The sequence below is a fragment of the Crocosphaera chwakensis CCY0110 genome, assembly GCF_000169335.1.
Taxonomy (GTDB): domain Bacteria; phylum Cyanobacteriota; class Cyanobacteriia; order Cyanobacteriales; family Microcystaceae; genus Crocosphaera; species Crocosphaera chwakensis.
In genome coordinates, this window is the sequence record NZ_AAXW01000029.1 from 15,225 (window position 1) to 41,818 (window position 26,594).

General features: G+C 39.2%; 23 protein-coding genes and 1 other RNA gene. 8 read left to right on the forward strand and 16 right to left on the reverse strand.

What is annotated here, in order from left to right; translation table 11 throughout:
* Nucleotides 1–24: 24 nt before the first annotated feature.
* Nucleotides 25–1,809, reverse strand: coding sequence for a group II intron reverse transcriptase/maturase (gene ltrA, locus CY0110_RS16830; RefSeq protein WP_008276702.1), 1,785 nt, complete (start codon nucleotides 1,807–1,809; stop codon nucleotides 25–27).
* A gap of 685 nt (nucleotides 1,810–2,494) precedes the next feature.
* Here ltrA and CY0110_RS29365 point away from each other — a divergent pair.
* A complete protein-coding gene (locus CY0110_RS29365) occupies nucleotides 2,495–2,650 on the forward strand; it encodes a hypothetical protein (RefSeq protein WP_008276703.1) in 156 nt (51 codons plus the stop codon).
* A gap of 60 nt (nucleotides 2,651–2,710) precedes the next feature.
* The gene (locus tag CY0110_RS16835; protein WP_008276704.1) at nucleotides 2,711–2,989 is read left to right on the forward strand and encodes a hypothetical protein; all 279 of its coding nucleotides are present in this window, start codon (nucleotides 2,711–2,713) and stop codon (nucleotides 2,987–2,989) included.
* 83 nt (nucleotides 2,990–3,072) lie between these two features.
* Here the strand turns inward: CY0110_RS16835 and CY0110_RS16840 are convergent, their stop codons facing one another.
* Entirely contained in the window at nucleotides 3,073–3,435 is a 363-nt protein-coding gene (locus CY0110_RS16840; protein WP_008276705.1) for a cell division protein SepF, read from the reverse strand.
* Nucleotides 3,436–4,415: 980 nt separating this feature from the next.
* Between CY0110_RS16840 and tig the strand changes: the two genes are divergently transcribed.
* The gene (gene tig, locus CY0110_RS16845) at nucleotides 4,416–5,798 is read left to right on the forward strand and encodes a trigger factor (RefSeq protein ID WP_008276706.1); all 1,383 of its coding nucleotides are present in this window, start codon (nucleotides 4,416–4,418) and stop codon (nucleotides 5,796–5,798) included.
* A 54-nt stretch (nucleotides 5,799–5,852) separates the two neighbouring features.
* Here tig and CY0110_RS16850 read toward each other — a convergent pair whose 3' ends face one another.
* From CY0110_RS16850 to hypD, 5 genes are all read right to left on the reverse strand, one after another.
* Nucleotides 5,853–7,643, reverse strand: coding sequence for a GspE/PulE family protein (locus CY0110_RS16850; protein WP_008276707.1), 1,791 nt, complete (start codon nucleotides 7,641–7,643; stop codon nucleotides 5,853–5,855).
* 288 nt (nucleotides 7,644–7,931) lie between these two features.
* Nucleotides 7,932–8,135, reverse strand: coding sequence for a phycobilisome linker polypeptide (locus CY0110_RS16855; RefSeq protein WP_007305034.1), 204 nt, complete (start codon nucleotides 8,133–8,135; stop codon nucleotides 7,932–7,934).
* A 186-nt stretch (nucleotides 8,136–8,321) separates the two neighbouring features.
* On the reverse strand, nucleotides 8,322–8,807 hold the full coding sequence (gene apcB, locus CY0110_RS16860) for an allophycocyanin subunit beta (RefSeq protein WP_008276708.1): 486 nt from the start codon (nucleotides 8,805–8,807) through the stop codon (nucleotides 8,322–8,324).
* Nucleotides 8,808–8,894: 87 nt separating this feature from the next.
* The gene (apcA, locus tag CY0110_RS16865; RefSeq protein WP_008276709.1) at nucleotides 8,895–9,380 is read right to left on the reverse strand and encodes an allophycocyanin subunit alpha; all 486 of its coding nucleotides are present in this window, start codon (nucleotides 9,378–9,380) and stop codon (nucleotides 8,895–8,897) included.
* 187 nt (nucleotides 9,381–9,567) lie between these two features.
* Nucleotides 9,568–10,680 carry a hydrogenase formation protein HypD gene (gene hypD / locus CY0110_RS16870; protein WP_008276710.1) on the reverse strand — a complete coding sequence of 371 codons (1,113 nt, stop codon included), beginning with the start codon at nucleotides 10,678–10,680 and terminating at the stop codon, nucleotides 9,568–9,570.
* 373 nt (nucleotides 10,681–11,053) lie between these two features.
* On the opposite strand from hypD, the gene CY0110_RS16875 reads away from it, so the two are divergent.
* On the forward strand, nucleotides 11,054–12,010 hold the full coding sequence (locus CY0110_RS16875; RefSeq protein ID WP_008276711.1) for a PhoH family protein: 957 nt from the start codon (nucleotides 11,054–11,056) through the stop codon (nucleotides 12,008–12,010).
* A 25-nt stretch (nucleotides 12,011–12,035) separates the two neighbouring features.
* On the opposite strand, the gene CY0110_RS16880 is transcribed toward CY0110_RS16875, so the two are convergent.
* From CY0110_RS16880 to hypA, 5 genes are all read right to left on the reverse strand, one after another.
* Entirely contained in the window at nucleotides 12,036–13,307 is a 1,272-nt protein-coding gene (locus CY0110_RS16880; protein ID WP_008276712.1) for a M16 family metallopeptidase, read from the reverse strand.
* 25 nt (nucleotides 13,308–13,332) lie between these two features.
* Nucleotides 13,333–14,607, reverse strand: coding sequence for a M16 family metallopeptidase (locus tag CY0110_RS16885; RefSeq protein ID WP_035799755.1), 1,275 nt, complete (start codon nucleotides 14,605–14,607; stop codon nucleotides 13,333–13,335).
* Between the two features lie 102 nt (nucleotides 14,608–14,709).
* Nucleotides 14,710–14,893: non-coding RNA, 6S RNA (gene ssrS, locus CY0110_RS28690), on the reverse strand.
* Between the two features lie 46 nt (nucleotides 14,894–14,939).
* On the reverse strand, nucleotides 14,940–15,776 hold the full coding sequence (hypB, locus tag CY0110_RS16890; RefSeq protein ID WP_008276714.1) for a hydrogenase nickel incorporation protein HypB: 837 nt from the start codon (nucleotides 15,774–15,776) through the stop codon (nucleotides 14,940–14,942).
* On the reverse strand, nucleotides 15,767–16,111 hold the full coding sequence (gene hypA / locus CY0110_RS16895; protein WP_008276715.1) for a hydrogenase maturation nickel metallochaperone HypA: 345 nt from the start codon (nucleotides 16,109–16,111) through the stop codon (nucleotides 15,767–15,769). Before hypA ends, hypB begins: the two co-directional genes overlap by 10 nt.
* A gap of 295 nt (nucleotides 16,112–16,406) precedes the next feature.
* Between hypA and CY0110_RS16900 the strand changes: the two genes are divergently transcribed.
* Nucleotides 16,407–16,742, forward strand: a complete 336-nt coding sequence (locus tag CY0110_RS16900) for a hypothetical protein (RefSeq protein WP_008276716.1) — start codon at nucleotides 16,407–16,409, stop codon at nucleotides 16,740–16,742.
* Here CY0110_RS16900 and CY0110_RS16905 read toward each other — a convergent pair.
* Entirely contained in the window at nucleotides 16,739–17,197 is a 459-nt protein-coding gene (locus tag CY0110_RS16905) for a two pore domain potassium channel family protein (protein WP_050780010.1), read from the reverse strand. The genes CY0110_RS16900 and CY0110_RS16905 overlap by 4 nt on opposite strands.
* A 661-nt stretch (nucleotides 17,198–17,858) precedes the next feature.
* On the opposite strand from CY0110_RS16905, the gene CY0110_RS16910 reads away from it, so the two are divergent.
* The gene (locus CY0110_RS16910; protein ID WP_008276718.1) at nucleotides 17,859–19,226 is read left to right on the forward strand and encodes an NAD-dependent succinate-semialdehyde dehydrogenase; all 1,368 of its coding nucleotides are present in this window, start codon (nucleotides 17,859–17,861) and stop codon (nucleotides 19,224–19,226) included.
* A 152-nt stretch (nucleotides 19,227–19,378) separates the two neighbouring features.
* The gene (locus tag CY0110_RS16915) at nucleotides 19,379–21,031 is read left to right on the forward strand and encodes an acetolactate synthase large subunit (RefSeq protein WP_035799756.1); all 1,653 of its coding nucleotides are present in this window, start codon (nucleotides 19,379–19,381) and stop codon (nucleotides 21,029–21,031) included.
* Between the two features lie 122 nt (nucleotides 21,032–21,153).
* Here the strand turns inward: CY0110_RS16915 and CY0110_RS16920 are convergent, their stop codons facing one another.
* From CY0110_RS16920 to lysA, 3 genes are all read right to left on the reverse strand, one after another.
* Complete coding sequence (locus CY0110_RS16920; protein WP_008276720.1) at nucleotides 21,154–21,915, reverse strand: isoprenyl transferase; 762 nt, start codon at nucleotides 21,913–21,915, stop codon at nucleotides 21,154–21,156.
* On the reverse strand, nucleotides 21,912–22,793 hold the full coding sequence (gene cdaA / locus CY0110_RS16925) for a diadenylate cyclase CdaA (protein WP_050780012.1): 882 nt from the start codon (nucleotides 22,791–22,793) through the stop codon (nucleotides 21,912–21,914). The genes CY0110_RS16920 and cdaA overlap by 4 nt, the downstream gene beginning before the upstream one ends.
* Before the next feature lie 104 nt (nucleotides 22,794–22,897).
* On the reverse strand, nucleotides 22,898–24,292 hold the full coding sequence (lysA, locus tag CY0110_RS16930) for a diaminopimelate decarboxylase (RefSeq protein ID WP_008276722.1): 1,395 nt from the start codon (nucleotides 24,290–24,292) through the stop codon (nucleotides 22,898–22,900).
* Nucleotides 24,293–24,605: 313 nt separating this feature from the next.
* Here lysA and thiO point away from each other — a divergent pair, with 313 nt between their 5' ends.
* Nucleotides 24,606–26,570 (forward strand): glycine oxidase ThiO, encoded by a 1,965-nt coding sequence (thiO, locus tag CY0110_RS31420; protein ID WP_008276723.1) that lies wholly within the window; start codon nucleotides 24,606–24,608, stop codon nucleotides 26,568–26,570.
* Nucleotides 26,571–26,594 lie beyond the last annotated feature (24 nt).

A 26,594-nucleotide genomic window follows, 5' to 3' on the forward strand; every position in this document is an offset into this window, starting at 1 on the left:
TTTACCTCACACGGCTCTCGGCAATTAGCCCTTTGTCATAGGTACTGTTAGTACATCGTCTTTCCATTCATAGCCATTATCTGACCTATGATATGTACTATCATTTCTGCTTTTGACTTCATGACAGTGACGGTGTAGAGCTTGTAGGTTTTTGTATGTATCCTTTCCGCCTTGTGCCTTTGGGATAATGTGGTCAATGTCTACAAGATCATCAGGTGTAAAGTGTTGTCCACAGAAATTACATTTACCTTTTTGTTTCTTCAAAAGTTTTGCCACTCTTGTTGGTGTTTCGGGGTAATTACCTCTTCTTTTGCTCCAATATGTCCAATTTCCGTCGTAGGGTGACGCTTCAGCTTTAACCAATTGATGTCTCTTTATTTCCGTTTCGGAGTGATAATACAGTTGCATTTCTTTGGTGCGAAATGTCCATATCCCGTTATTTCCGTATGAGAAATATTTACGGAGTTTTTTCTTGGTTGAACCTTTTTTAACCCTAGAGATTGCCCAAGCTCTTAGCATATTCCATAAGATGTGATCTTCGGATGAGAATGTTTCCTTACTTGCAACTGTTTGGTAATAGTTACTCCATTCTTTGATTACAGGGCTTAATCTGAGAATTAATGCTTCTTGAGAAGTCTTTTTATGGTTTTTTATGACCTTTTTTATTTTCTCATGATGAGCTTTTATTGCCTCATTGCTGGGTTTTATTAAAGTTTTAGATCCTAGTATTTCTTTATTTCCGTTTTTTCCTGAGTGATGTTTACCTACGGGGTATGAACGAATTTGAAATCCAAGGAAATTCAACCCAGTTCCAATGGTTTTTCCGTCTTTTTCTATACTTTTAAGGGTATGTCTTATAGAGGTCTTTTCTGGTTTTAATTCCAGTCCAGCTTGTGTTAACCATTTGGATATTAAGGACTTACATTGTCGTATGATTTCGAGTTCATTGTGTAAAACTACGAAATCATCGGCGTATCGGATGATTTTTGGTCGGTAGTTAAATATTTGTTTCCCATTTTTATAGATTGTTTCGGGAAATTTTCTCTCGACCTCGTTGATCATCCCGTGTAGTGCGATGTTGGCCAGTAACGGGCTTATCGTACCACCTTGAGGTGTTCCTGAATCGGTTTCCTCAAATACGCCGTTGTCTATCACACCGCATTTTAACCATTTTTTAATTAGTTGTTTCATGCAGGAAGGACAATCTATTTTGGACAGTAGGTAATCATGGTTAATCTTGTCGAAGCATTTTGAGATGTCGGCATCTAGTACATATTTTCCACCGATTTTTTGGTTAATTGATATGTATATTCTGCCTATGGCATCATGAGTGCTTCTGCCTGGACGAAAACCGTATGATGTGCCTTCAAATTGGGCTTCCCAGTATGGTTCTAAGGCTGATTTAACCAAGGCTTGCATTGCTCTATCTTTGATGGTTGGGATTCCTAGAGGTCGTTTTTCATCACGTCCTGGTTTTGGTATCCATATCCGTCTCAGTGCCTTTGCTCTGTACCCTTTAACATTAAGTTCGTAGGCAAGATTTATTCTTTGGTTGGGGCGAAGTGCCTTTATCCCATCGATGCCTGCTGTCTTCCGTCCTTGGTTGTCTTGAGTTACTTTGCGGACGGCTAAGAGCTTTGCGTAGTGTGATTTTAACAGGAGTTTTTGAAGCTTTTTGGCTTTGACTTTATTTCCTGACCTAACAGCTTGAAATATCTTCTTTTGAAGCTTAAATACTTTTCTTTGGACTTTTGCCCAATTGATAGTATTCCATTCTTGCGTAGGCTTGGTTATCCTCGCTTTTGACATCTTTACCTCTACTGGATGCTATTTCGTACTAATAAACCAGCAATACGTCGGCATATCCACATCCATTACAGATGGGCTTTGGCTTCTTATTGCTTCTCACCCCCGTGACCCATGCGCTTAAGTTTGTCACTACTTACCTACTCGACCAGTGGTAAGAGCAATCACGGGGTTAATTCGTTCCGTAGGTTTGGGTTTTATTGGTTTTAGGTCTTTTAAGGGTATCAATTACTATCAACCCCATCTCTCCCCCAGGTTACTTTTAGAAGTCTGTGTGGATAGGTCAATAAAACTTCCACTTTTCACCTTGTTCTTTTTTTGAACGCAGCTTGTCAATCAGTTAAGCTACTTAAACGTAATGAGGGTTCAAGGCGATGATTCAGCGTGATGTTTAACCATGACCAATTGACTCGAAAAACGTCTTATCATACTGATTCATGACGGGTTCTCCTTTTAACCCTGCTTCCATCCTGGGTTTTACTAAGTCCAAAACGGAGGGTTATGTCGTCATTCTCAGGATTTTACTCCTTTGACTCCGAATGTGGCTCCTTTAGCCAACAAACCAACAGTTATTCAGATTTATAGGTTCTGAACGAGCTACACGCTTGTATTTTGTACAAACTTTCTAGCTCAACGAATCACACAATTGATACAATTATAGGCAATTTGTGATCCTTAAAAAAATCTTATGTTTCAGCTAAAAATTATCTTGTTAGCTATTGTGACTTTTATGGCTAGTTTACAGTTTCAAGTAATGTCTGCGGACGCTTTAGCTTTGTCACAACCTTTGACAGTGGAAACGATGGGTATATCTAAACTATTTTCTGTAACCCTGATTAGTTAAATTTCATCCTCTCCCACTCGCGCTGAAAAAATTGCTTTTCGCAGACAAGCCATTAGAAAAATGAAAGAACAGATCGATCAAACTCTATCTTTGGTAAAATCTGGTAATTATCAGCAGGCAAAAATTTCCTTTTCTACTGCCAGAAAAACATGGTTTACTTTTGGTGGTACCATTAAAAGGATTGCTCCAGACCTTTATGAAATTATGAATCCAGGCTTCAATCAGGCCAATACTCTTTTAAATCAAAGTAATCCTCAAAAGCAAGGTTTGATTGAGCAATTACAAACCTTAAGTAATACTGGAACTAATGCTGTAAAGGTTAGCGATATTAAAGAATAGTTAACAATAAGTTTGTTATCTAAGGATTCATCTTTATTGTACAATCGTAGTATGGCTAATTTAGGTGAATTAATTCCTAGGTGCTAAGCTTGATTAGAGAAGTCTCTAGATGAGTTTTTTAAACAAGGAGAAGCAGAACTAGGAGCAGGGCGCTGAGATTTTATCTCAACTTGATTAGGAACAAAAATAAACGTTTTTTCACTAATCCAAAACGTCTGTCCGTCAATAGCGCAAGTACCTCCTGCCATCCAATCTACTACCCGTTGTGCCTTGTCGGTGCTTAATTGATCCAAAACTAAAATAACGACTTTACGAGCCTGCAAAAGCTGTAAAGCTTCACGGGTTTCTTCAACTGCGTTAATCGTTTTAACAACAACTTCTGATTGAAGATTTTGGTTAGCAGACCAATCAAATCTAGGAATACTACTCATTGGTTCTGTTGTCATAGAGAGATGTATAAGAACTATTTATAATTTTGATTAGACTTACTAATTAATTGGTCTATTTTAGGGATACAATTGATAATGCCTAAAACTATAGTTCGGTAGTAAGCCAACAGATTTAAGATGGTTTGTTAAAATGATTTTTCCTAGTATATCTGAATTATTCAAATAATTACGTATTATTAGTAACATTTTGAATTTTCTATCTTTAGGATGAGAATTGCAGCAGTGATATGATGATTAATAAGATATAAGCTACAATTTTTGTTAATTGTAGTTTTTTAACAGGAAAAATAGAAGCTAACTAACCTCAAGATGATATCCTACGAGTTATCTTTAGTATCCGTTGTGACCTCCTCAAAATTGATAGATTTTGATAAACTCTAATCTTTCTACAAGCATTTTGTAACTTTCATCAAAACCTTCCTATGGAAGATAACATATTTTTATCAATGAGATCATTAAATAACTATAAACTTTTTCATGGTTTTTATCCTGTAATAGTTTCATGATCATAACGCCTCAACCATCTGATAGTGCTTATGACAGAGTATATCAAAATTTAGGCTAAATCATGTACAGGGGTGAGAATATCTCAGCATTATAACTGTGCATTTTTGATGATAAGTAAGAGAGATGTTTTAAAATTCCTGCGTTCTAAGTTAATAAAACTGCTACAAAAACAAAACGAGATGATATCGAATATTTTTTATATTTAATTTACTGTACTAACAGTATATTTTTAGATAATGATTTATTGAAAGTCACGAGGATATAGGATAAATCTTAAAATTTCCCTAATACTTAGACAAAATCTGATTGATTTAGAGATAGTCAGGTTAGAATAATAAAGCTATTTACCTTGTGCTTAACTAGAACTGATTTGACTCAAAACAAAAAACAATCTTGACAAACTGGTCTTGAGCTTGTTTCTAGTTGGCCAACAATGGCATAATGATAAATTGTCCGAAATTGTAATCTCTATGAAAGTAACCCAGGAAAAACTCCCCGATAGTCAAATTGGCTTAGAAATTGAAATTCCCGCCGAAACTGGCAAAAAAGCCTATGAAACTAAGGTCAATACCTTGGCCCGTACTGCCAATATTCCTGGGTTTCGTAAAGGTAAAGTTCCCCGTCCTATTCTGTTGCAACGCTTAGGAACTCGTTATATTAAAGCTGTTACTTTAGAAGAATTAGTTCAGAAAACTCTAGAAAAAGCTCTAGAACAAGAATCTATTGAATCCATTGGTAACTACACCTTACGCTCCAGTTTAGACGAACTCATTGAAAAATTTAAGCCAGGGGAAGCATTTACATTTTTAGCGGCCGTTGATGTACCTCCGACGGTAGAATTAGGAGATTATCAAGCCCTTTCTATCAAAGCCGAAGAAACAGTTTATGATCCCCAACAATTAGAAGACTGGTTCAAAGAACGACAAGAAAAATTAGCCACTTTAGTTCCTGTTGAAGACCGTGGGGCTGAAATGGGAGACGTTGCTATTGTTGATTATAAAGGGGTTTCTACTCCTGAAGGTGAAGGAGAAGGAGAACCTATCGAGGGAGTAGAAGGAACTGACTTCCGTGTTGATCTCGAACCTGGAAGATTTATTGAGGGTATGGTAGAGGGTATTGTTGGAATGAAGCCCGAAGAAACCAAAGAATTACCCCTAACCTTTCCTGATGATTATCCTAGAGAAGATTTAGCCGGAAAACCTGTTACGTTTACCATTACTCTTAAAGAACTCAAAGCCAAAGAATTACCCGAATTAGACGACGACTTTGCTGATGAAGTCAGTGAGTATGAGACTATCGCAGAATTAAGAGAGTCCTTAGAAAAAGAATTTAAAGAGTCAGCAGAAAATGAAACAAAGCAAAGTATTCATACTGCCATTACTTCAGAATTGACGAACGTTTGTACAGTCGATCTTCCTGATACTTTAGTTCAAGATGAAGTGACTAGAGTGCTGACTCAAACTGCTATGCAAATGGAACAAATGGGAATTGATTTAGGGCAACTTTTTACTCAAGAAAACTTACCCAAGTTACGAGAAAATGCTCGACCTGAAGCTCTCGAAAGACTCAAACAAACCCTGATTTTACAAGAAATTGCTAAAGTTGAATCTATCACCCTAGAAGCATCAGAAATTGAAGAAAGAAGCAATGAAATTAAAGAACAATTGCAAGGACAAGAAGTTGATCCTGATAAGTTACGAGAAGTTGTAGAAGAACAACTTGTTACTGAGAAAACTCTTAATTGGTTACAAGAAAAAGCTACAGTTGAATTAGTTCCTAAAGGAACTTTAGAAGCAGAAACTAAAACTGAGTCTGAATCAGAAGAAGAAATGGAGGTAGAAACAACAGAATAATCGATAATGATCAGTAAGACTCTTCCATTTTTTCAGGAAGAGTCTTTTAATTAGTTAAGACCAGGGATCAGGAATTGACTTAAAAGGATTACCTGTCGTTTCTTCATTATATGGTAAATCTGTTGTTACCATCGTTTCTTTACTGGGATCTAATTCTTGTTTTAAAGCTTCCCAATCCCCAGGATCTTGTAATTCTTCGTATAAATTAGAATCAGCAGTAATGGTTTCTTTAGAAAGATCAATATGTGAGTTTATCTGTTCATTAATTTGAGTAGCTTGTGAAACTTCATCAAGCGATGAAATATGCAGGGAGGGTTCTAAAGAAGAAGCTGTTTTAATTGGTTTTGTCGAAGAGACTTCTGGTTTTAAAGACTGTTTAAGTTGATACAATTCTTCGGTCAAAGTCATTAGCAATGTTTCCATTTTTTCAACACGCTGAGTGACTTCTGTTGGTAATGGGGTAATAGTTTCTGATGGAGTGGAGAGGTTCGAGGAGTCAGGAGACAATCGCTGTAAGTCGGTTAAACTGATTTTTCCCTCTTTTACTAATTCTAATCCTGTAGCAATTAAAGAAGACTGTTGACTCTGTAAACTAACTTGTTTTAATTGATCTAAATTAGCCCCTTCAGCGATCGCCGTTTTTAAATCTGGGGTAATGGGATGGAATTCGTAGAGATGAACTTGCCCGTCGTATCCTTCCCCATTACATTGTCGACACAATCGTCCTTTTTCCCTCATCTGGTCGATTTCTATTTCGTTCAGGGAACGGGCTTGATAAAAGAGATTTTCACCCTTGTTTTCCTGAGAAATTCCCCATTGAGCTAATTCTCCTGTACTGACTTCATGGACGGTACGACAAGCAGGACATAAACGAGGAAGACTATATTGATGAACAACTCCAATTAAGTTATCTGCTAACAAACCAGGTGTAACCATTTCCCGTAATAAGGTGATGGCACTGATTCCATCTTCAGCGCTGAGACTGGTTAAAACAAAACGGTTATTATTCGCCATCTCTGCTGCCATACGAGCCACCGAGGGATTAGAGAGACGATCAACCATAATACGTGATTTCTCTTGTTCTAGGAGGGATTGTAATACCTCTGGATAATCCTTTTCTCTGTCGACATCAATTTCAATTTGACTCATCCCAGACAGAAGATAACTAATGGATTGTTCGACGCTAGCCATCTCCGTAGGGTTAGATATGTTTGTAGAGAACAAACTGTAAAGCAAGGATGTAGGGACTTGTTTTTCGGTACTGGTGACTAATAGTAACCCTGAAGAATACTTGAGTATTTCTTCGAGAGATTCTCTGATCAGTACATCAGGAATCAGGTTCTCTAAAGTGGGGGGTTTAACGGCACTATCAACCACCCGAATCGTCATTTTTTCGCCATAAAAACTGGGTTTAGTCTGCACAAAAAAATGAATGGTGCGTCCTCCTCCCCGTTTACGAATACGACCTTTTTGTGGGGTTTGAGATGAGTTTATATCTAACTCAGCCATCTGTTTTAAGCGAGATAAGATAGCTGAGGTTAATTTATTAGGTAAGGGATCAATCAGCGGTTTGAGGATATTTTTGTGGCGATAGCGAATGCTTAAAAAATTGGCTTCTGGTTCAATTTCTAGGTGAGTGGCTTGTTTTTCCACTGCTTTGGCCAGAAATTTATTAACAAGGGTAACTACAGTCTGAGGTTGTGTTTCGTTCGGATTAAGGTTTGTTGATGCGCTTAGTTGTTGAGAAGACGATTCATCCCCAACTATCGTAGCCTCGCAATCAGGGAATTTTTGACCAATCAAAGTGGCTTCACAATTTAAAGATTCTTGAGAGTGATTAGACATGGGTGGTTAACGATAGAGTGTAATTTGAGTTTGTTGGATAATGGTGATTAAGTTCTATAACAGTTCTTTTATTCTCTGGACTCGTTGGTTTTTAGAACCGAAAAATGATTTTTACTCTTGTGTTCCTATTCTTTCTCAGAGTTCCCAAATTTATCTCTTCGTTTACCATCTCAGCAAAAAATTTTCCAAGGGAAAACAAAAAGAGGTCTATATAGACCTCTTTTTGTCTCAGTAGAAACTAATAATTTTCTTTTTCTACCGACAATTTTTAAGATAACTTCTTTGTATCTACAGTAATCCAGTATTAGTTCCAGGTTTACCTGTGGCTAATTCTACTTTGACGATTTTACCGCCCATTTTCATGATGCGTTGTTGTTCCCGAAACCAATTATCATAGGGAACTAATTTTGTGAAAAAGGTATTTTGTAATTCCCGCTGAGTCCGAATTCTTGTTTGACTGGGAACACAAGCGGTGACTTTAAACATTCGCATGGGTCGAGTTCTCCTAAATTTTCTCAAAAATCCTCATATAACAAAGTTCGGGAGTCAAGAGTCAATACTAGTTCGTCAAAACCCATCTTTTGCAGCAAAGATTAAGCCTTTAACCAGCTAGCACTCACTCTAGACTTCCCGAACCTCCTCTCGGTAACCCTTAGTCGGTTGTTACCATTAGAGATTCTAGCTTAAGCCAGAGCAAATGTAGTCAAAATAAACACCCATTTCTTTTCCTGCGTCTGCACCAACGAGACCAGCAGTAACTTCTTTCATCGCTTGAATCGCTTGAACGGTGCTACCAACGGGAACTCCTAAAGAGTTGTAAGTTTCCTTTAATCCGTTGAGAACACGCTCATCTAAGATAGAAGGATCGCCCGCTAACATAGCGTAGGTGGAATAGCGTAAATAGTAGTCGAGGTCACGAATACAAGCAGCGTAACGACGAGTGGTGTACATATTACCACCAGGACGGGTAACATCGGAGTACAGTAAGGACTTAGCAACTGCTTCTTTAACAATAGCAGCAGCGTTAGCACTGATAACACTAGCAGCGCGTACACGGAGTTCTCCGGTAGCGAAGTAGCCTTTCAGTTTGTCCATAGCAGAGCCATCGAGGTACTTTCCTTGTACGTCGGCGGAATTAATGACGGAGGTAATTGCGTCTTGCATAGTTTTGCTTCCTTAATCTTGCCTAGTCTTCAACAGTCTTACAATTATTGGGGACGGCTTGGATAATTCGAGTTATTTTAACTCGTTTTAGCTCATCGCACCGATCACATAATCAAAGTAAGAACCAGCTTCTGCTGAATCATCAGCAGACATCATTCCGGTTGCTACTTCTTTCATTTCTCGCACACTTTGGGCTACTGCTTCAATGGGAGTTCCCAAAGATTTGTACATTTCCCGTACCCCTACTAAACCGATTTCTTCGATGGGGGTAACGTCGCCAGAAACGATTCCATAGGTGATGAGACGGAGATAGTAGTCCATGTCACGAAGACAGGTAGCGGTCATTTCTTCACCATAAGCGTTTCCACCAGGAGAAACAACATCAGGACGCTTTTGGAATAAGCGATCGCCGGCTTGTTTAACGATTTGTTCCCGTGAACCGGTTAAGGTTTCTGCAATACGTAAACGAGCAGCACCACCAGTAACAAAGGCTTTGATTCTATCGAGTTCGCCAGGGCTGAGGTAGCGGGCTTCTGCATCAGCATTCACGATGGATTTCGTGACAATACTCATTGATGGATTCCTCCCAATAAATTGAATTAGATGCTCTTAAGCTGACATCTTATACGAAATCGGGTTGCGATTGAATCGGTCAACTTGATTCGTTCTTAAGCAACCTGACCCACTTATTTTCTGGCATTGTGTTGACATTCACTATTGTTTCTTAATATTTTGTAATATTTTGTTCAGAAATTAGGGGTCAACAAGGGCTTGTTTGCTGGTGGTGTCGATAGCGGTAATAGGCAGCACAAGCCCCTTCTGAGGATACCATCGGTGCGCCTAGGGGATTTTCTGGAGTACATTGAGTTCCAAATACAGGACAGTCGTTCGGCTTTTTGTAACCTTGCATGATTTGACCACTAATACAAACCTCTGGGGTGGTTGATGGGGTCAAGGATGATAAGTCCGCTTCAAAACGTTTTAAGGCATCGTATATAGCGTATTCTGATCGTAATCCTAGCCCACTTTCTGGGATCTCTCCAATGCCTCGCCAACGACGGGGAACCACTTCAAAGACTTCTTGGATCACTTGTTGGGCTAGAGAATTACCTTGGATTTTGACGGAACGAATATATTGATTTTCACAGTCAAATTTTTCTGTTTCTAACTGTTGAATACAATGGTAAATTCCTTGCAAGACATCGATAGGTTCAAACCCAGTTACAACAATAGGCACTTTATATTTTTTTGCAATGGGTTCATAAGCTTCATAACCCATTACTGTACAGACATGACCCGCTGCTAAAAATCCTTGAACGACACAATTAGGAGATGATAACAGAGCTTCCATAGCAGGAGGAACCAAGACATGAGAAACTAACACAGAAAAATTCTTGATCCCTTGTTGTTTTGCCTGATACACTGCCATAGCGGTTGCTGGCGTGGTAGTTTCAAAACCAACGGCGAAAAAAATCACCTCTTTATCAGGATTGTCCTGGGCAATTTTTAAGCTATCTAGAGGTGAGTAAACAATACGAACATCTCCCCCAGATGCTTTAATGGTTAATAAATCTTTTTTGCTGCCAGGAACTCGTAACATATCCCCAAACGAGCAGAAAATAATATTAGGAAGACTAGCAAGTTTTAAAGCACTATCAATTAACTCAATAGGGGTAACACAAACTGGACAACCAGGTCCATGAATTAGGGTTATTTCAGGAGGTAATAAACTATCAATTCCATATTTAACAATTGAATGAGTTTGTCCTCCACAAATCTCCATAATTGTCCAAGGTTGAGTAACACTTTTTTTGATTTCTTCTACATATTTTTGTGCTAAATCTGCACTACGATATTCATCAACAAATTTCATGAGTCTCTATTTAAAAATGATAATAGACGATAAACTATGTTCTTTGGTTGAAGGCTTTTATATTTAGTTTGATGATAATTGTCGGGTTTGATTATTCCTTCAAAATTAACTTTTTTTTTGTTTTTTGTCTAATTCTTTATTAATTATTAATTTTTGTTGGTTTTATTTGAATGAGTGATCATCAATAGTTTTCAGTTATTATTTTGTGCAATGTAAGGTCAATCAGTAGAAAATTGAGCAGGGGTGTGTTAAGTTATTGAAATATTGATTGATTAACAAACTAGGCAAAAAGTTAAATTATTCACTACCATTGATAATAATTGTCGTTTAGATAAGCCAATTATCTCAAAAAGGATTATATTCACCATAATAAATGACCGAAACTTCTCAAACCCTTCAATTACCCAGTCATGAAAGTGCGATCGCTTTAGCCGGAGTCGCTGAAGAAAACCTAAAATTCCTCTCCCGTCACACAGGGGCAAACTTAGTCTTGCGAGGCCAAGAATTAAGTATTTATGGACCAGAAAAACCTGTCGAACGAGTGGTTAAAGTTTTGCGATCGCTACAACCCTATTGGCAAGAAGCTAAAACCATTTCTCGTCCCGATTTAATGACGGCGTTTCAAGCGTTGGATACGGGACGCATGGACGAATATCAAGACTTACAAAAATCTGTTTTAGCACGAACTCGCCGAGGTGAGGTGGTTCGGGCAAAAACCTTTCGACAAAAGCAATATATTAAAGCCATACAAAAACACGATGTAACTTTTTGTATTGGTCCAGCAGGAACAGGGAAAACATTTTTAGCTGCGGTTTTAGCAGTGAGAGCTTTATTAAATGATGAATGTGAACGCTTAATTTTAACCCGTCCGGCCGTAGAAGCAGGGGAAAAATTAGGTTTTTTACCTGGAGATTTACAACAAAAAGTTAACCCTTTTCTAAGACCTTTGTATGATGCTTTATATGAGTTTATTGATCCCCAAAGAATTCCTGATTTAATGGAAAGAGGACAGATAGAGGTTGCTCCTTTAGCTTATATGCGAGGACGAACTTTAACTAATGCCTTTGTTATTGTTGATGAGGCACAAAATACAACACCGGCACAATTAAAAATGGTGTTGACACGGTTAGGATTTGGCTCAAAAATGGTGGTAACAGGGGACATTACCCAAACCGACTTACCTAGACATCAAGCGTCAGGTTTAGTGGTGGCAACTAACATTTTAAAATCAGTCGAAGGTATTGCTTTTTGTCATTTTTCTCAAGCGGATGTGGTTCGTCATCCTTTGGTACAAAAAATTGTCGAAGCTTATGAAAAATTTGAGAGTTAATTATGATTAATTGATAAAACTATTCTTAGTTAATAGTCGTCTCTGGACTAATAATAGAAAGGTAAGGAGATAATAAATAATCTTTTGCTACTTTCTGTACCATTTCAGAAGTAATGTTATTAATAAGATCGGGAAATTTTTGATCAAATTCAATTCCTAATCCTAGGGTTTCATACCATCCGTATAAATGGGCAACTTCTGCATTGGTTTGTTTTCCTAATGCGTATTGTCCTAATAACTTATTTTTAGCAGTTTGTAGTTCTTCTGACGTTAATTCTATCTCGCACAGTCTCTCTGTTTCTTTTTTTAATCCTTCAATGGCAACGTTAGTATTTTGGGGGGCTGTACCAATATAAGTTACAAAGTTAGAGGGTTGTAAACGAGTGGGAAAAAAGGCAGAAACATCATAAGCAAGTCCTTGTTTTTCCCTTAATTCTACAAACAAACGACTCGATAACCCATTTCCTAAATAGGTACTTAATAGTTTTAAAATGGGATAATCAACATGATCAACCCCAACCGCTAAATACCCTAACATAATAATCGCTTGCTGACTCGATTGATGGGTGATCATTTCAGTAGGAGCAACCGTTAAGGGAGGAAAGGAGGAAAGGGTTAACGAATGGGAAGTATTTTTCCAAGTTCCAAAAGTTTTCTCAATTAACTGAACTGCTTTATCTAAGCCAATATTTCCCGATAAACTAATAATTAAATTATCGGGACGAAAATGTTCGTAATGACACTGTTGTAAATCTGCTCGACTAACTTGACAAACGGTTTCTTCTGTGCCTAAAATCGAGTGCCCATAAGGATGTTCCCCATATATTTCTGTCCGTAATTGATTGAAAGCAACATTAAACGGTTGTTCTTGTTGAGAACGAATACTTTGACAAATTAACTGTTTTTCTAAGGTAATTTGTTCTTCAGGAAAAGTAGGCGATCGCAGAATTTCTCCTAATAAGTTTAAAATAGCTTCAAAATCTGCTGAAACCGTTTTAATACTCATCATAAAGTAATCCGATGCAGTATTTCCTCCTAAGCTAGCCCCCATTGATTCAATGGCCTCTGCAATATCGAGAGAGGACATGGTTTGGGTTCCTTTTGTAATAACACTAGCTAATAAATGAAAAATCCCTGCTTTCTCTGGTTTTTCCCATAAAGTTCCTGCTTGTTTCCAGAAAAATCGCCCAGAAATTAAGTCGGCTGTTGGATTTTCTCGGACAATTAAAGTGATTCCATTCTCTAATTGCAAACGATGGATAAATTTGGGTGAAGAAACGGAAGAAGATGATTTCATTATTAATACAATAATTCTTGACGAATTAGCAAGGTTTCATAAGGGTTATGGCATATTGTTCGGGGGACAAATATTGACAAGCAAGTTCTTGTAGTTTCTCCGCCGTATATTGTTGAATCAAGATAGGATACCTTAAAGCGAGTTCCGCATGGGCTAAGGTTTGATAATAACCATATAATCCTGCTAATTGACTAGGGGTTTCCGTAGAAAAAATATAATCATGACATAGTAATCTTTTAGCTTTGTTTAATTCTACTTCTGTTATGGGTTCTTGTTGTAATTGTTTTAAGCGATCGCAGATAATTGCTTCAACTTCTTCTAAATCTTGGGGATCTAACCATGCAGTAATAGTAAACAAACTAGAATCTTGTTGCAAGGAAAAAGAACTTTCTATATCCATCACTCGTTGTTTGTCTTCCCGTAATTCTTGAACGAGACGGGAGGTTCTTGATCCGCCTAAAATAACCGATAATAAATCTAGTCCTAACCCTTTTTCTAATTCATCAATTCCTGGCCCTATCCATCCCATTAGTAAGCGTCCTTGGGCTAATCTTGGAAAATAGATATGATTGCGTCTAATTTCTGTTAGAGGGGGTTCGGGTTTAATTTCGTGGGGGGGACATTCTGACGGAATACGAAAGTTAGAAAATGTCTTTTCTATCAAGGATATGGCGGCCTTTTTTTCAATATTCCCTACCACCACCACTGTCATGTTATGGGGTTGATAATGAGTCCGATGAAAACATCTTAACTGATGGGCTGAATAGTCTTTTAATTGAGTTTCGTGACCAAGAATTGAATGACCATAGGGATGATGTTGATATAATGTCTCACAAAGGCTTTGAAAGCATATCCAATCAGGATCATCAGAGGATGAGCGAATTTCTTCTAAAATAACATCCCTTTCTCTGATAAATTCTTCGTCGGGAATGCCTGCTTGTAGTAAAATTTCCCCTAGATAGGGTAATGTCTGGGTTAAGCGATCGCCTGCCACGGTTAAGAAAAAATGAGCATAGTCGTAACTGGTAAAGGCGTTAGTTATGCCCCCATTATGCTCGATTATCTGATCGAAATCCCCTGGCAGAATGTCTTCACTTCCCTTGAAGATCATGTGTTCTAAGAAATGGGCAGTTCCTTTCCAGTGATGGGGTTCTACTCTTGCCCCCGCTTTGACCCATACATCCACTACTGTCACAGGAGTAACAGCCAGATTTTGATGGACAACCGTTATTCCCTGGTCGAGTTTAGTTACACTCACAGGAAAACCCAAAGTTCTGCAACGATTTGTCTGTTGTCTCAATGCCTAAAATAGTTAGGGTTTCTTTAATTTTAGGTTAAATTCAAGATTTTGTCTTGCTGATACTTGATAATATCTAGAAATCTTGACATTATAAAAAAATTCTGAAAGACCGCCGTACCGTTTTACCTCAGTTTATGACCTGGAAAAACCAGGTGGGTGTCGATCGCTCATCGCTTCTGTTTCCGAGTACAAGCTCGGTTTACTGCCACGATAGCTGATTAACGCCCTTAAACTCAAAGCATAGATCAAAAAACTTTATTGGCAGTCACCAATACGGCAGTCTTTCTTCTCTACCTTATCACAAACTTAAAAAATTGTGCAGCAAGCATTGCTTATTGATTTTCTAGCCAATCATACCAGGAAGATAAGCCTTCTCCTGTCACAGATGAAACTTGAAAGATAACTAGAGATGGGTTAACTTGTTGGGCATATTCAATACATTTTTTGACATCAAATTGTACATAAGGAAGTAAATCAATTTTAGTTAAAATCATTACCTTACTTTCTCGAAACATATGAGGGTATTTGATAGGTTTATCTTCTCCTTCGGTAACAGACAGAATAGCAACTTTTGCTGCTTCTCCAAGGTCAAATAAAGCAGGACACACTAAATTACCCACATTTTCAATCATCAAAATTGAATTGGGTTCTGGGTTTAATTCTGTATAGCCTTTTTCGACCATTGATGCTTCTAAATGGCATCCAGTTCCTGTGTTGATTTGCACAACTTTGCAACCAGTTTTCCTGATTCTTTCGGCATCATTAACTGTTTCTTGATCTCCTTCTATCACATTAATTTTAATTTTATTTTTTAAATCGTTAATTGTCCGTGTTAATAAAGTTGTTTTACCTGAACCTGGAGAACTCACTAAATTTAAGGCTAAGATATTACGACCTTTAAAATAGCCACGATTTTGAGCAGCCATTAAGTCATTTTTTTGTAAAATCTTTTCTTCTAAACTAATAGTCGTTCCGTGCATTTTTGCATGGATTTCTGAGGTATGATTACGAGGATGATCATGTTTATGGTTATGCTCATGGGAATGAGTTATTACTGTTCCATCTTCTAACGTATGGGTATGATGACCATTGATTTCGTCAAGTTTTCCTGTTGCAACGTTGGTTAAAGTGACATCATTGCCATCAGAACAACCGCAGGTTACACACATAATTCTTCTACCTCCATTTCTTTAATTTGTAATTCTTGTCCTTGAATAATATCTAATTCAAAACTATCGCAGCGATCGCATTGACCAAAGGGTTGAGATAAGTTAATTTCTTGACCACAATGGCGACATTTTCCTTTTCCTTCTGTCTCAATAATTTCTAAGGTTGACCCTTCTAGAATTGTATCCTGACAACAAATATCAAAACAAAAACGAATTGCCTCTGGCATAATCGCTGATAGCTTGCCTATTTCTAAGGTAACACGCTTGACAGGTGCGCCTCTAGCTTGTTCTGAGACAATAGCCACAATATTTTGAGTAATACCAAGTTCGTGCATACAGCAAATTAATTAAATCTGCTTTTATTGAATCGGTATATTTTGGATGAGGATAAGTTTTTTAGGAAATTTTAACTAAGTAATCTTCGTACCGTTTACTTTAATAGTTTATTGTTAGGCAAATTTTTGGGAAATCCGTTACAAATCATTTTTAGTAAATTTGTATTGAGAGGCTTTATTGATGAGAATAAATAATAGTTTAATACTACTACGATAAATATTATTAATCAATAAAAGCACAATAGTAGAAACATAACTAAAATTAAGCTAAATTTCATCAAAAAATAATTGGGGTATGAATATTAGAAAAAGATTTAAAGAATATCCTGAAGATATGCAGCAATGGATGATTCAACAAGAAAAAACAAAATTAACCCGTATTGAAACTGCTTTAAATAATGGGAAAAAATTGTATGAAACAATAGAAGACGATGAAAAAGACCAATGGTTATTAGGAACGACTATTTTATTAGAAAAATATCTATCTTTACTACCGCAACGAAACTGTACATTAGAAGAAGTCTCTGATGATTATATTTTCCAAGTATGGGAAATATTAGAAAATGATCCCAGTTTAAGGGAATTAATTTCTCAAGTAGAAACTAGATATGAGGGATTACTGAAAATCTAATCTTTCTGACATTTATTGAGGCGTAATTGTTTCATTAAACTATAAATCAGAGGAGACAAAACGACTCCCATCGCTAACACGAAGACTAGACCACTAAATAAAGCATAAAGAGACGCAAATAATTTAGCCCCATTGGTTAACAAAGGATTAACTGGACCCATTCCACTGAGGATCATAGATGCTTCTACCGTCGCATCAAGCCAACTTAGTTCTGCTGTCCAATGATACCCTAAAACCCCAATAAAAAGGCCCAAAATAATACAAAGTGCAGACAAACTAAGATAACTCAAAAAGTCACGCACAAATGTAGTTTCTTCGTGAGGTTTCTCCTCAAGTAGTTTGTGCATTTCCCGTGAGTCTCTCATAGCTTTTAATGAGGGACATTGTTTAGCATAAAGACAAACAGGTTTAATCTGATTTTCTGGCGATCGCCTAATTGCTGTTGGACTCTTCAAGTTTTACCCTTTTTAGTTCTAGCAACGTATCTCACTATTGAAGGATAATTCGTCTTTAAAATCTTCCCCCAACCGAATCACCCATTAGGGTGAATTCAAAGTCACCATAATTAAGACTCAGTGTTTAGTGATTCGTTTTCTATTTAATTTAGATAACAAAATAAATTAAGCACAAATACTTATGATAAAATTCAAAAGTATTCAGTAAATAGAATCAAATTCTACTAAAATTAGTTTCAGAAAGTGAATCTCGGTCTAAAACTGTAGAATTACATAAAAAAATTGCCTACTACTATATCGCAATTAGATTTAATTGGATTTCTTTTTATTTAATTCAATAATTTACCAGACAAAAAAAAGAATCAAATACAACTGATGAAATACGAGAAATGCTTATAGCTGCGTTTTCTGTATTGTCTACACAATGCCCTTCTTTTGCGCGAACATAAAATTGAGAATGAAGGAAATAACGTCCTCAAAAATTAAGGCTATAATTATGTATACAAATGTAAAAAAAATTCCTTATTCTCTTCATAAAGAGTCAATGTAGAAATAGATGTTAAAAATTCCCAAAAAAATCCCTTAACTTTAGTGTTGCAATAGCACACTAAAGAACGGATAACAACGATTGTATACACTTAGAGGGAATATAGGAGGAACAATGGGTATCGCTACAGTTAACCCAGCAACGGGAGAAACAGTAAAAATTTTTGAACCCACAACGGCAGACGAGATTGAGGTAAAACTCGCTTTAGCAGAGACGACCTTTAGACAGTATCGCAAAATCTCCCTCGAACAAAGAAGTCAATGGTTAAAAGCGGCCGCTGATATTTTAGAAAGAGATCAACGGAAACTAGGGGAAACCATGACCCTAGAAATGGGTAAACCCATCAAAAGTGCGATCGCAGAAGCGAAAAAATGTGCTTTGGTTTGTCGCTATTATGCAGACAATGCTGCTGAGTTTCTTAAAGATGTTGAAGCCCAAACGGATGCCAGTCGTAGTTTTGTCCGTTATCAACCTTTAGGGGTCATTTTAGCAGTAATGCCCTGGAATTTTCCTCTGTGGCAAGTGTTTCGCTTTGCAGCCCCCGCATTGATGGCAGGTAATGTGGGTATTCTTAAACACGCCTCTAACGTCCCTCAATGCGCCTTAGCGGTTGAAGCTATCCTCGCAGAAGCAGGGTTTCCAGCCGGTTGCTTCCAAACTCTTTTGATTGGGGCTTCGCAAGTAGAATCGATTATTAATGATCCTAGGGTAAAAGCAGCGACATTAACCGGAAGTGAATCGGCAGGGGCTAGTTTAGCCTCAGCAGCCGGCAAACAGATTAAGAAAACCGTTTTAGAATTAGGGGGCAGTGATCCCTTTATTGTTTTAGAAAGTGCCGATATTGAAGCAGCAGCAACAACCGCCGTTACCGCTAGGATGTTAAACAATGGTCAGTCTTGTATTGCTGCAAAACGCTTTATTTTAGCCGAGTCCATCGCCGATCAATTTCAATCTTTACTTGTCGAAAAATTTAAAGCCCTGAAAGTGGGTGATCCCATGAACGAAGACACCGACATCGGTCCCTTGGCTAACGCCTCGATGTTACTCGAACTCAATCAACAAGTTCAAGAAACCGTGACAAAAGGAGGGACAATATTATTAGGGGGTCAAGTGATCAGCGATCGCCCTGGTTACTTTTATCTGCCGACTATTTTAACCGATATTCCTGCAGATTCTCCTGGTTATTACGACGAATTCTTTGGTCCAGTGGCTTTACTCTTTCGGGTTAAGGATATTGACCAAGCCATTGAACTAGCTAACGATACTATCTTTGGATTAGGGGCTAGTGCTTGGACAAATGAGCCGGCAGAACAAGATCGCTTAATTGAGGATATTGAAGCCGGCTGTGTCTTTATTAATGGTATGGTTAAATCCGACCCTCGCCTACCTTTTGGGGGTATTAAGCGATCGGGCTACGGACGGGAATTAAGCATCGAAGGAATGCAGGAATTTCTTAATATAAAAACCGTGTGGATTAAGTGAGGAATCGACCATAAACAGTGGTTTTTGTCAAGGATCTTTCGTTAAATTAGACTAAGGGAAATTTGATAATCCATCCTAAACTCCCGAAATAATCTGGATAAGAGGATTTCGGGAGTCACTATTGACTAATCAGTATTAAGGGAACAAACAAGATGGGGGAAATGAACACAGCGGAATTATTGGTGAAATGCCTCGAAAATGAAGGGGTAGAGTACATTTTTGGCTTGCCAGGGGAAGAAAACTTACATATCCTTGAAGCACTCAAAGACTCTTCTATTCAATTTATCACCACTCGTCATGAACAAGGGGCTGCTTTTATGGCCGACGTTTATGGGCGACTTACAGGTAAAGCAGGGGTCTGTCTATCCACCCTCGGACCAGGGGCAACCAATTTGATGACAGGGGTAGCGGATGCTAACCTAGATGGTGCGCCTTTAGTGGCGATTACGGGACAGGTGGGAACCGACAGAATGCACATTGAGTCCCATCAATACTTAGATTTAGTGGCTATGTTTGCCCCCGTGACCAAATGGAACAAACAAATCGTCCGACCTAGCATTACCCCAGAAGTCACCCGTAAAGCCTTTAAATTGGCACAAAGCGAAAAACCGGGGGCAGTTCATATCGATTTACCTGAAAATATTGCAGCTTTACCAGTTGAGGGTTGGCCTCTCACTAGAGACTCCCAGGAAAAAACCTATGCTTCTTATCGAAGTTTGAACGCAGCGGCCATGGCTATTTCTAAGGCCAAAAATCCTTTGATTTTAGTAGGAAATGGCACCATTCGAGCCCATGCTAGTGAGGCGTTAACAGAGTTCGCCACCACCCTAAATATTCCAGTGGCTAATACCTTTATGGGCAAAGGGGCCGTACCATTTACCCATCCTCTGTCTTTGTGGACGGTGGGACTGCAACAACGGGATTTAATTACCTGCGCCTTTGAACAAAGCGATCTGGTGATTGCAGTGGGGTATGATTTAATCGAATATTCCCCGAAAAAATGGAATCCTGAAGGGACAACCCCCATCATCCATATTGGCATGACTCCGGCGGAAATTGATAGCAGTTATATTCCTTTGGTTGAAGTGGTGGGAGATATTTCTGACTCCCTGATGGATATTTTAAAACGGGCCGATCGCCAAGGAAAATCTACCTCTGTGGCCGCTGGTTTACGTAGCGATCTCGTTAGGGAATACGAAAAATATGCCCACGACGAAGGGTTTCCCGTTAAACCTCAAAAAATTATCTATGATCTTCGTCAGGTAATGGGGCCAGAGGATATTGTTATCTCCGATGTTGGGGCCCATAAAATGTGGATGGCACGTCATTATCATTGCGATACCCCTAATACTTGTTTAATTTCTAACGGGTTTGCTGCGATGGGGATCGCTATTCCTGGGGCGATCGCAGCTAAGTTAGTGGCTCCGAATAAGAAGGTGGTTGCAGTGACTGGAGACGGCGGTTTTATGATGAACTGTCAAGAGTTAGAAACAGCTTTGCGTGCCGGAACCCCTTTTGTTACCCTGATTTTCAATGACAATGGTTATGGTTTAATTGAATGGAAGCAAATTAATCAATTTGGTAAGTCTTCTTTTATTAAATTTACCAATCCAGATTTTGTTAAATTTGCTGAAAGTATGGGCTTAAAAGGGTATCGGGTAGAGTCGGCTGATGATTTAGTTCCGACGCTGAAAACCGCCTTAGAACAAGGGGTTCCTGCTGTTATTGATTGTCCTGTTGACTATCAAGAAAATATCCGTTTCTCGCAAAAAGCAGGGGATTTAAGTTGTCAGATTTGGGAGTAAACTTTTAATGGTAAGGTGGGCATTGCTCACCTTATAATGATCTATGGTTACTGTTAATATTATAAATATCTGCGGTCTCGCTGCGTGAGTGCTGTCGCACCGCTAAGTGATCTGAGATCAAATTAAGTCTTCCCCACTTTTCCAAACCGTCTTTCTCGCTGTTGATAACTTAACAAAGCGTCGTGGAGAATATGACGATCAAAATCAGGCCAAAGGGTTTGGGTAACATAGATTTCTGCATAAGCAAGTTGCCACAACAAGAAATTACTAAGTCGCATTTCTCCACTGGTACGAATCAATAAATCAGGATCTGGGATACCCTTGGTATATAAGAAATTTTCAAATAAATTTTCGTTAATATCATCTAAATTAAGCAATCCCTGTTTAACTTGTTGAGCGATCGCCCGACAACTTTGGACAATTTCTTGACGACCACCATAATTAGTCGCCACAGTAAATTGAACCCCTGTATTATTTTCCGTATCTTCCATGGAGCGAGAGATTTCTAATTGTAGGGAAGGTGGCAAGACATCTAAAGCTCCAACGAAACGAATTCTCACATTTTCTGCCATCATTTCTTGAAGTTCGCGACGCAAGACCCGTTCAAACAGGGTCATCAAAAATTCTACTTCTTCGAGGGGTCGCCCCCAGTTTTCTGTCGAAAAAGCGTAGGCCGTCAAGGCAGGAATTCCCCAATCTCGACAACAACGGAGTAAATCTTTGAGGGTATCCACCCCCCGTTGATGTCCCATAATGCGGGGTAGTCCACGACGTTTAGCCCAACGGCCATTGCCGTCCATAATGACGGCGATATGTTGGGGAAGACGAGTTTTGTCGAGATCGATTGGTAAGTCCTTTAACACAATAGGCTGCTTAACGGTCATTTCTTCTCTTCTGATGAGTTCGATGACAAAGTACGAAAGGTTGTTTGTAAGAAGCGTCTTCCCTTTGGGCCGATGAGACGACTGAGAAGACCCCATCCAGGTGCTACGGACTCTCCCTTAACGAGTAAGGCAAATTTTTTGTCGAGTAGCTCTTTTAGTTTACTGCTAGTTAGGGGACGATCCAAAACTCCTTTTTCAGCGAGGGAAATGGAGCCAGTTTCTTCGGATACAATAATACATAGGCATTGATCGACGATTTCGGTAATGCCCATAGCAGCCCGATGTCGGGTTCCTAATTGACGGGAGAAGGTTTTATCGGAGAGGGGTAAAATAACGCCGGCGGAGATAATGCGAGAACCTCGAATAAAGACGGCTCCATCATGAAGTAAGGTCTTTGGCTGAAAAATAGTTTGTAAGAGGGCTTTAGAAATTTCTCCATCAATGGGAACGCCTTGATCAACAAAGACCCTCATATCAATTGAGCCAGTGGTTTCAACAACAATCAATGCTCCTGTGCGGTTTTGGGACAGTTCTCTGACAGCTTCTACCAGTTCATCGACTACGTTATTGGGTTTGGATGCACTGGGTTTGCGTTGGAAAAATTGTAGAACTTTACCTTGTCCCAATAATTCTAAAAAGCGTCGAAATTCCCCTTGGAAAATTACCGCCATGGCTACGGCAGCCCCTAGGACTAATTTTTCTATGACAAAACTTAGCAGTGTCAATTGAAACTTTTCACTGATCACTGCTGCTAACATTAGAATTATTAGCCCCCGAACCATATACAGGGTACGACGCTCACCAATGGCCAAAAGCATTAAGTAGGTTAATAACAGAACTAAACCAATATCAACGCTTTTATAAAGTGGCTCTGGGATGAGGTCCGGACCTAGCCATTGTTGCTCAGGAGGCTGACTTGACAGGAAGTTGGATGACAAGATAAATGCTCAATGAGAACAAAAAGGAATGAGAATAAGGGGATTTAACGAAGAAGCCTTTCGGGTAAACAATCTTGTTGAATCAGATCGTCGTAAGTTTCCCGTTTGACAATCAAGTTGGCTTCTCCTTGATTGACAATAATGGCTGCTGGCCGGGGCAGACGATTATAGTTTGAAGCCATACTATAGTTATAGGCTCCGGTCCCCATGATTACTAGAATATCCCCTGGATGAGTTTGAGGCAACTGAGCATCTTTAATAACAATGTCGCCAGATTCGCAGTGTTTTCCAGCAATGGTGACGGTTTCGTTGATTTCGGCGGACATTCGGTTTCCTAAGGCAACCCGATATAAGGATTGGTAGGTAATGGGACGGGGATTATCGGACATTCCTCCGTCAACGGCGATATAGGTTCGCAGTTCAGGAATTTCCTTGCGACTTCCCACGGTATAGGCTGTAACACAAGCAGAACCAATGAGCGATCGCCCTGGTTCTGCGATCAATTGGGGTAGGTCGATTTCACAGCGTTTACAAGCTTTCATCACTGCTTCACTAACTGCTTTGACCCATTCTTCAATACTGGGGGGATCGTCTTGTTCTGTGTAGCAAATTCCCAGTCCTCCACCGATGTTTAGTTGTGATAGGTTCAGTCCATATTCTTTCCCTATTTTTAGCCATTCTACTAAAACCCCTGCTAGGTCTTGGTGGGGCTGTCTCTCGAAAATTTGGGACCCTATATGGGCGTGTAACCCCCGACAATCAAAGATTTTGTGTTTTTTAATATAGGTAAAAACGGCTTCTAGTTGATTGGGATCAAAGCCAAATTTACTGTCTAAATGACCGGTGCGAATGTATTCGTGGGTATGACATTCAATCCCTGGCGTGATTCTGATCAAGATTGGAACCGATTGACCCAGTTGTACTAGGGTTTCGAGTTCTAACCAATTATCAACGATGATGGTACATCCGACTTCTATCGCCTCTTTCAGTTCCGCTTCGGATTTATTGTTCCCATGAAAGTATATTTTTTCGGCAATTTCTTGACTAGAATAGCCTAATCGTGTTAATGATTTTTTTGTAGTGTAGAGTTCTCCCCCAGACACCACATCAAAGCCTAAATTTTCTGTCGCGATCACTCCCACCACCGCTAAACAACTCCAAGCTTTTGAGGCGTAAATAACTTGGGACTCTCCCTGGTAGTAAGTTTTAAAGTAGTCTCGATATTGACTACAAGCGGTTCTCAGGGTTGTTTCATCAAGAACGTACAGGGGGGAACCAAACTGTTCAACTAGGGTCTGAAGATCACAACCGCCGATTTCTAGATGGTCTTGATCGTTGATATTAGCGGTTAGGGGTAATAAAGACTGATTAGGCGATCGCTTGTTTGTTGGTAAGTAATCTCGTCCCGTGTGAGGCGTTTTGGTTGGTGTCGCTATCATAAATTTCCGAGTCTTAGGGTGTAACTTCTTTAAATAATGGGGAGACTTAGCAGAGGAAAGAAAAGATTAAAATAAGACTAAAAGGTTTTCCATACTGAAATTTTAGCCCCAATATCCATTGTAATCTCTCTGTTCTCAATTCTAAGACACTCTTTTTAAAAGAAATAATAAAAGGCCAGCATTCAACAAACTTCATCCTAAAACCCAGACGATCTTAAACAAAATTTCCAAATTCAAACCAGCGATTGCTCTTAAAATGCTGCCCAAACAAGGTAAGGTAAAAAGAGTGGGGTAATAATATTTATAAGTAATTATGAACGCAACAAACGATATTGTTATTATTGGCGGTGGTATCATTGGAATGGCGATCGCAGTGGATTTAAAACTGCGAGGCGCGTCGGTGACTGTTTGTAATCGAAACTTTCCTCAAACAGCCTCAATGGCTGCAGCCGGAATGTTAGCCCCCCACGCCGAAGAATTACCCCCTGGCCCGTTACTGGATTTATGTTTAAAATCTCGCTGGTTATACCCTGAATGGATACGAAAATTACAAGACCTCACTGGCTTGGATCTTGGTTATAATCCTTGTGGTATTCTTGCGCCAGTCTATAATCTCCCTTCTACTGATGTTCGCAACAATAATCAAGGTCAATGGTTAGATAAAACCGCTATTCGTCTCTACCAAACAGGGTTAGGCGATGATGTGGTCGGAGGATGGTGGTATCCCGAAGATGGACAAGTGGACAACCGTCAGGTGATGCAAGCATTAGACAAAGCAGCCCAACAATTAGGGGTTAACGTTAGAAATGGCGTAACCGTTCAAACCTTACAACAAAAACAGGGTAAAGTTACCAGTATTTTAACCAATCAAGGAGAATTAGAAGGCAACACCTACATTATTGCCAGTGGGTCTTGGGCTAGTCAAATTTTACCCCTGCCTGTACGCCCTGTAAAAGGGCAAATGTTAGCAGTGAAGATGCCTGAGATACCTAATGAACCCTACGCCTTACAACGGGTTTTATACGGACTACAAACCTACTTAGTCCCCCGTCAAAATGGACGTTTAATAATTGGTGCGACCTCCGAGGATGTGGGTTGGACTCCCAATAATACCCCCCAAGGTATAGAAAGGTTAATTAAACGAGCGACAAGATTGTATCCCGATGTCGCTAACTGGGAAATAGAAGAATTTTGGTGGGGGTATCGTCCAGGAACTCCTGATGAATTACCGATATTGGGTCACTATGGTTGCAATAATTTGATTTTAGCCACTGGTCATTATCGTAACGGCATTTTACTCGCACCGGTTACCGCTTCTCTCATTGCAGACTTAGTAATTAATCAAAACAGTGATCCTCTATTAGAACCCTTTAAAGGCGATCGCTTCCATACTCAACCCTCTCCTGCTCCTGCTCCTATGACCCCATTTAATCATTATCCTGTTCCCAAAGCTATCAACGGCTACAACGGAACCTCTAGTTTATTTTCTGAAGATGAATTAATCATTGCTGGCCGCAAATTTCACTCTCGCTTAATGACAGGGACAGGGAAATATCCTAGTATCCCCATTATGCAGGAAAGTGTGGCTGCCAGCGAGTGTCAGATTGTTACGGTAGCAGTAAGACGGGTACAAACCAACGCACCTGGTCATGAAGGGTTAGCCGAAGCCTTAGACTGGGGTAAAGTTTGGATGTTACCCAATACGGCAGGGTGTAAGACGGCAGAAGAAGCAGTTAGAGTGGCGAGGTTAGGCCGAGAAATGGCCAAATTACTCGGACAAGAAGATAATAACTTTGTCAAATTAGAAGTCATTCCCGATACAAAATACTTATTACCCGATCCCATTGGAACTCTAGAAGCAGCCGAAATATTAGTTAAAGAAGGATTTGCAGTATTACCTTATATTAATGCTGATCCCATATTAGCCAAACGGTTAGAAGCAGTAGGATGCGCCACGGTGATGCCTTTAGGATCGCCCATTGGTTCTGGTCAAGGCATTCGCACTCAAGCGAATATTGAGATTATTATAGAAGAAGCGAATATTCCTGTAGTTGTCGATGCAGGGATCGGAACCCCTAGCGAAGCCTCCCAAGCAATGGAAATGGGGGCAGATGCAGTATTAATTAATAGTGCGATCGCCTTAGCTAACAATCCTGTTTTGATGGCCAAAGCGATGGGAATGGCTACCGTTGCCGGAAGATTGGCTTATTTAAGTGGACGTATCCCAGTTAAAGATTATGCGATCGCTAGTTCTCCTTTCACCGGAACAGTTGTATGACTTCTTTATTTATTTGCCTATTGA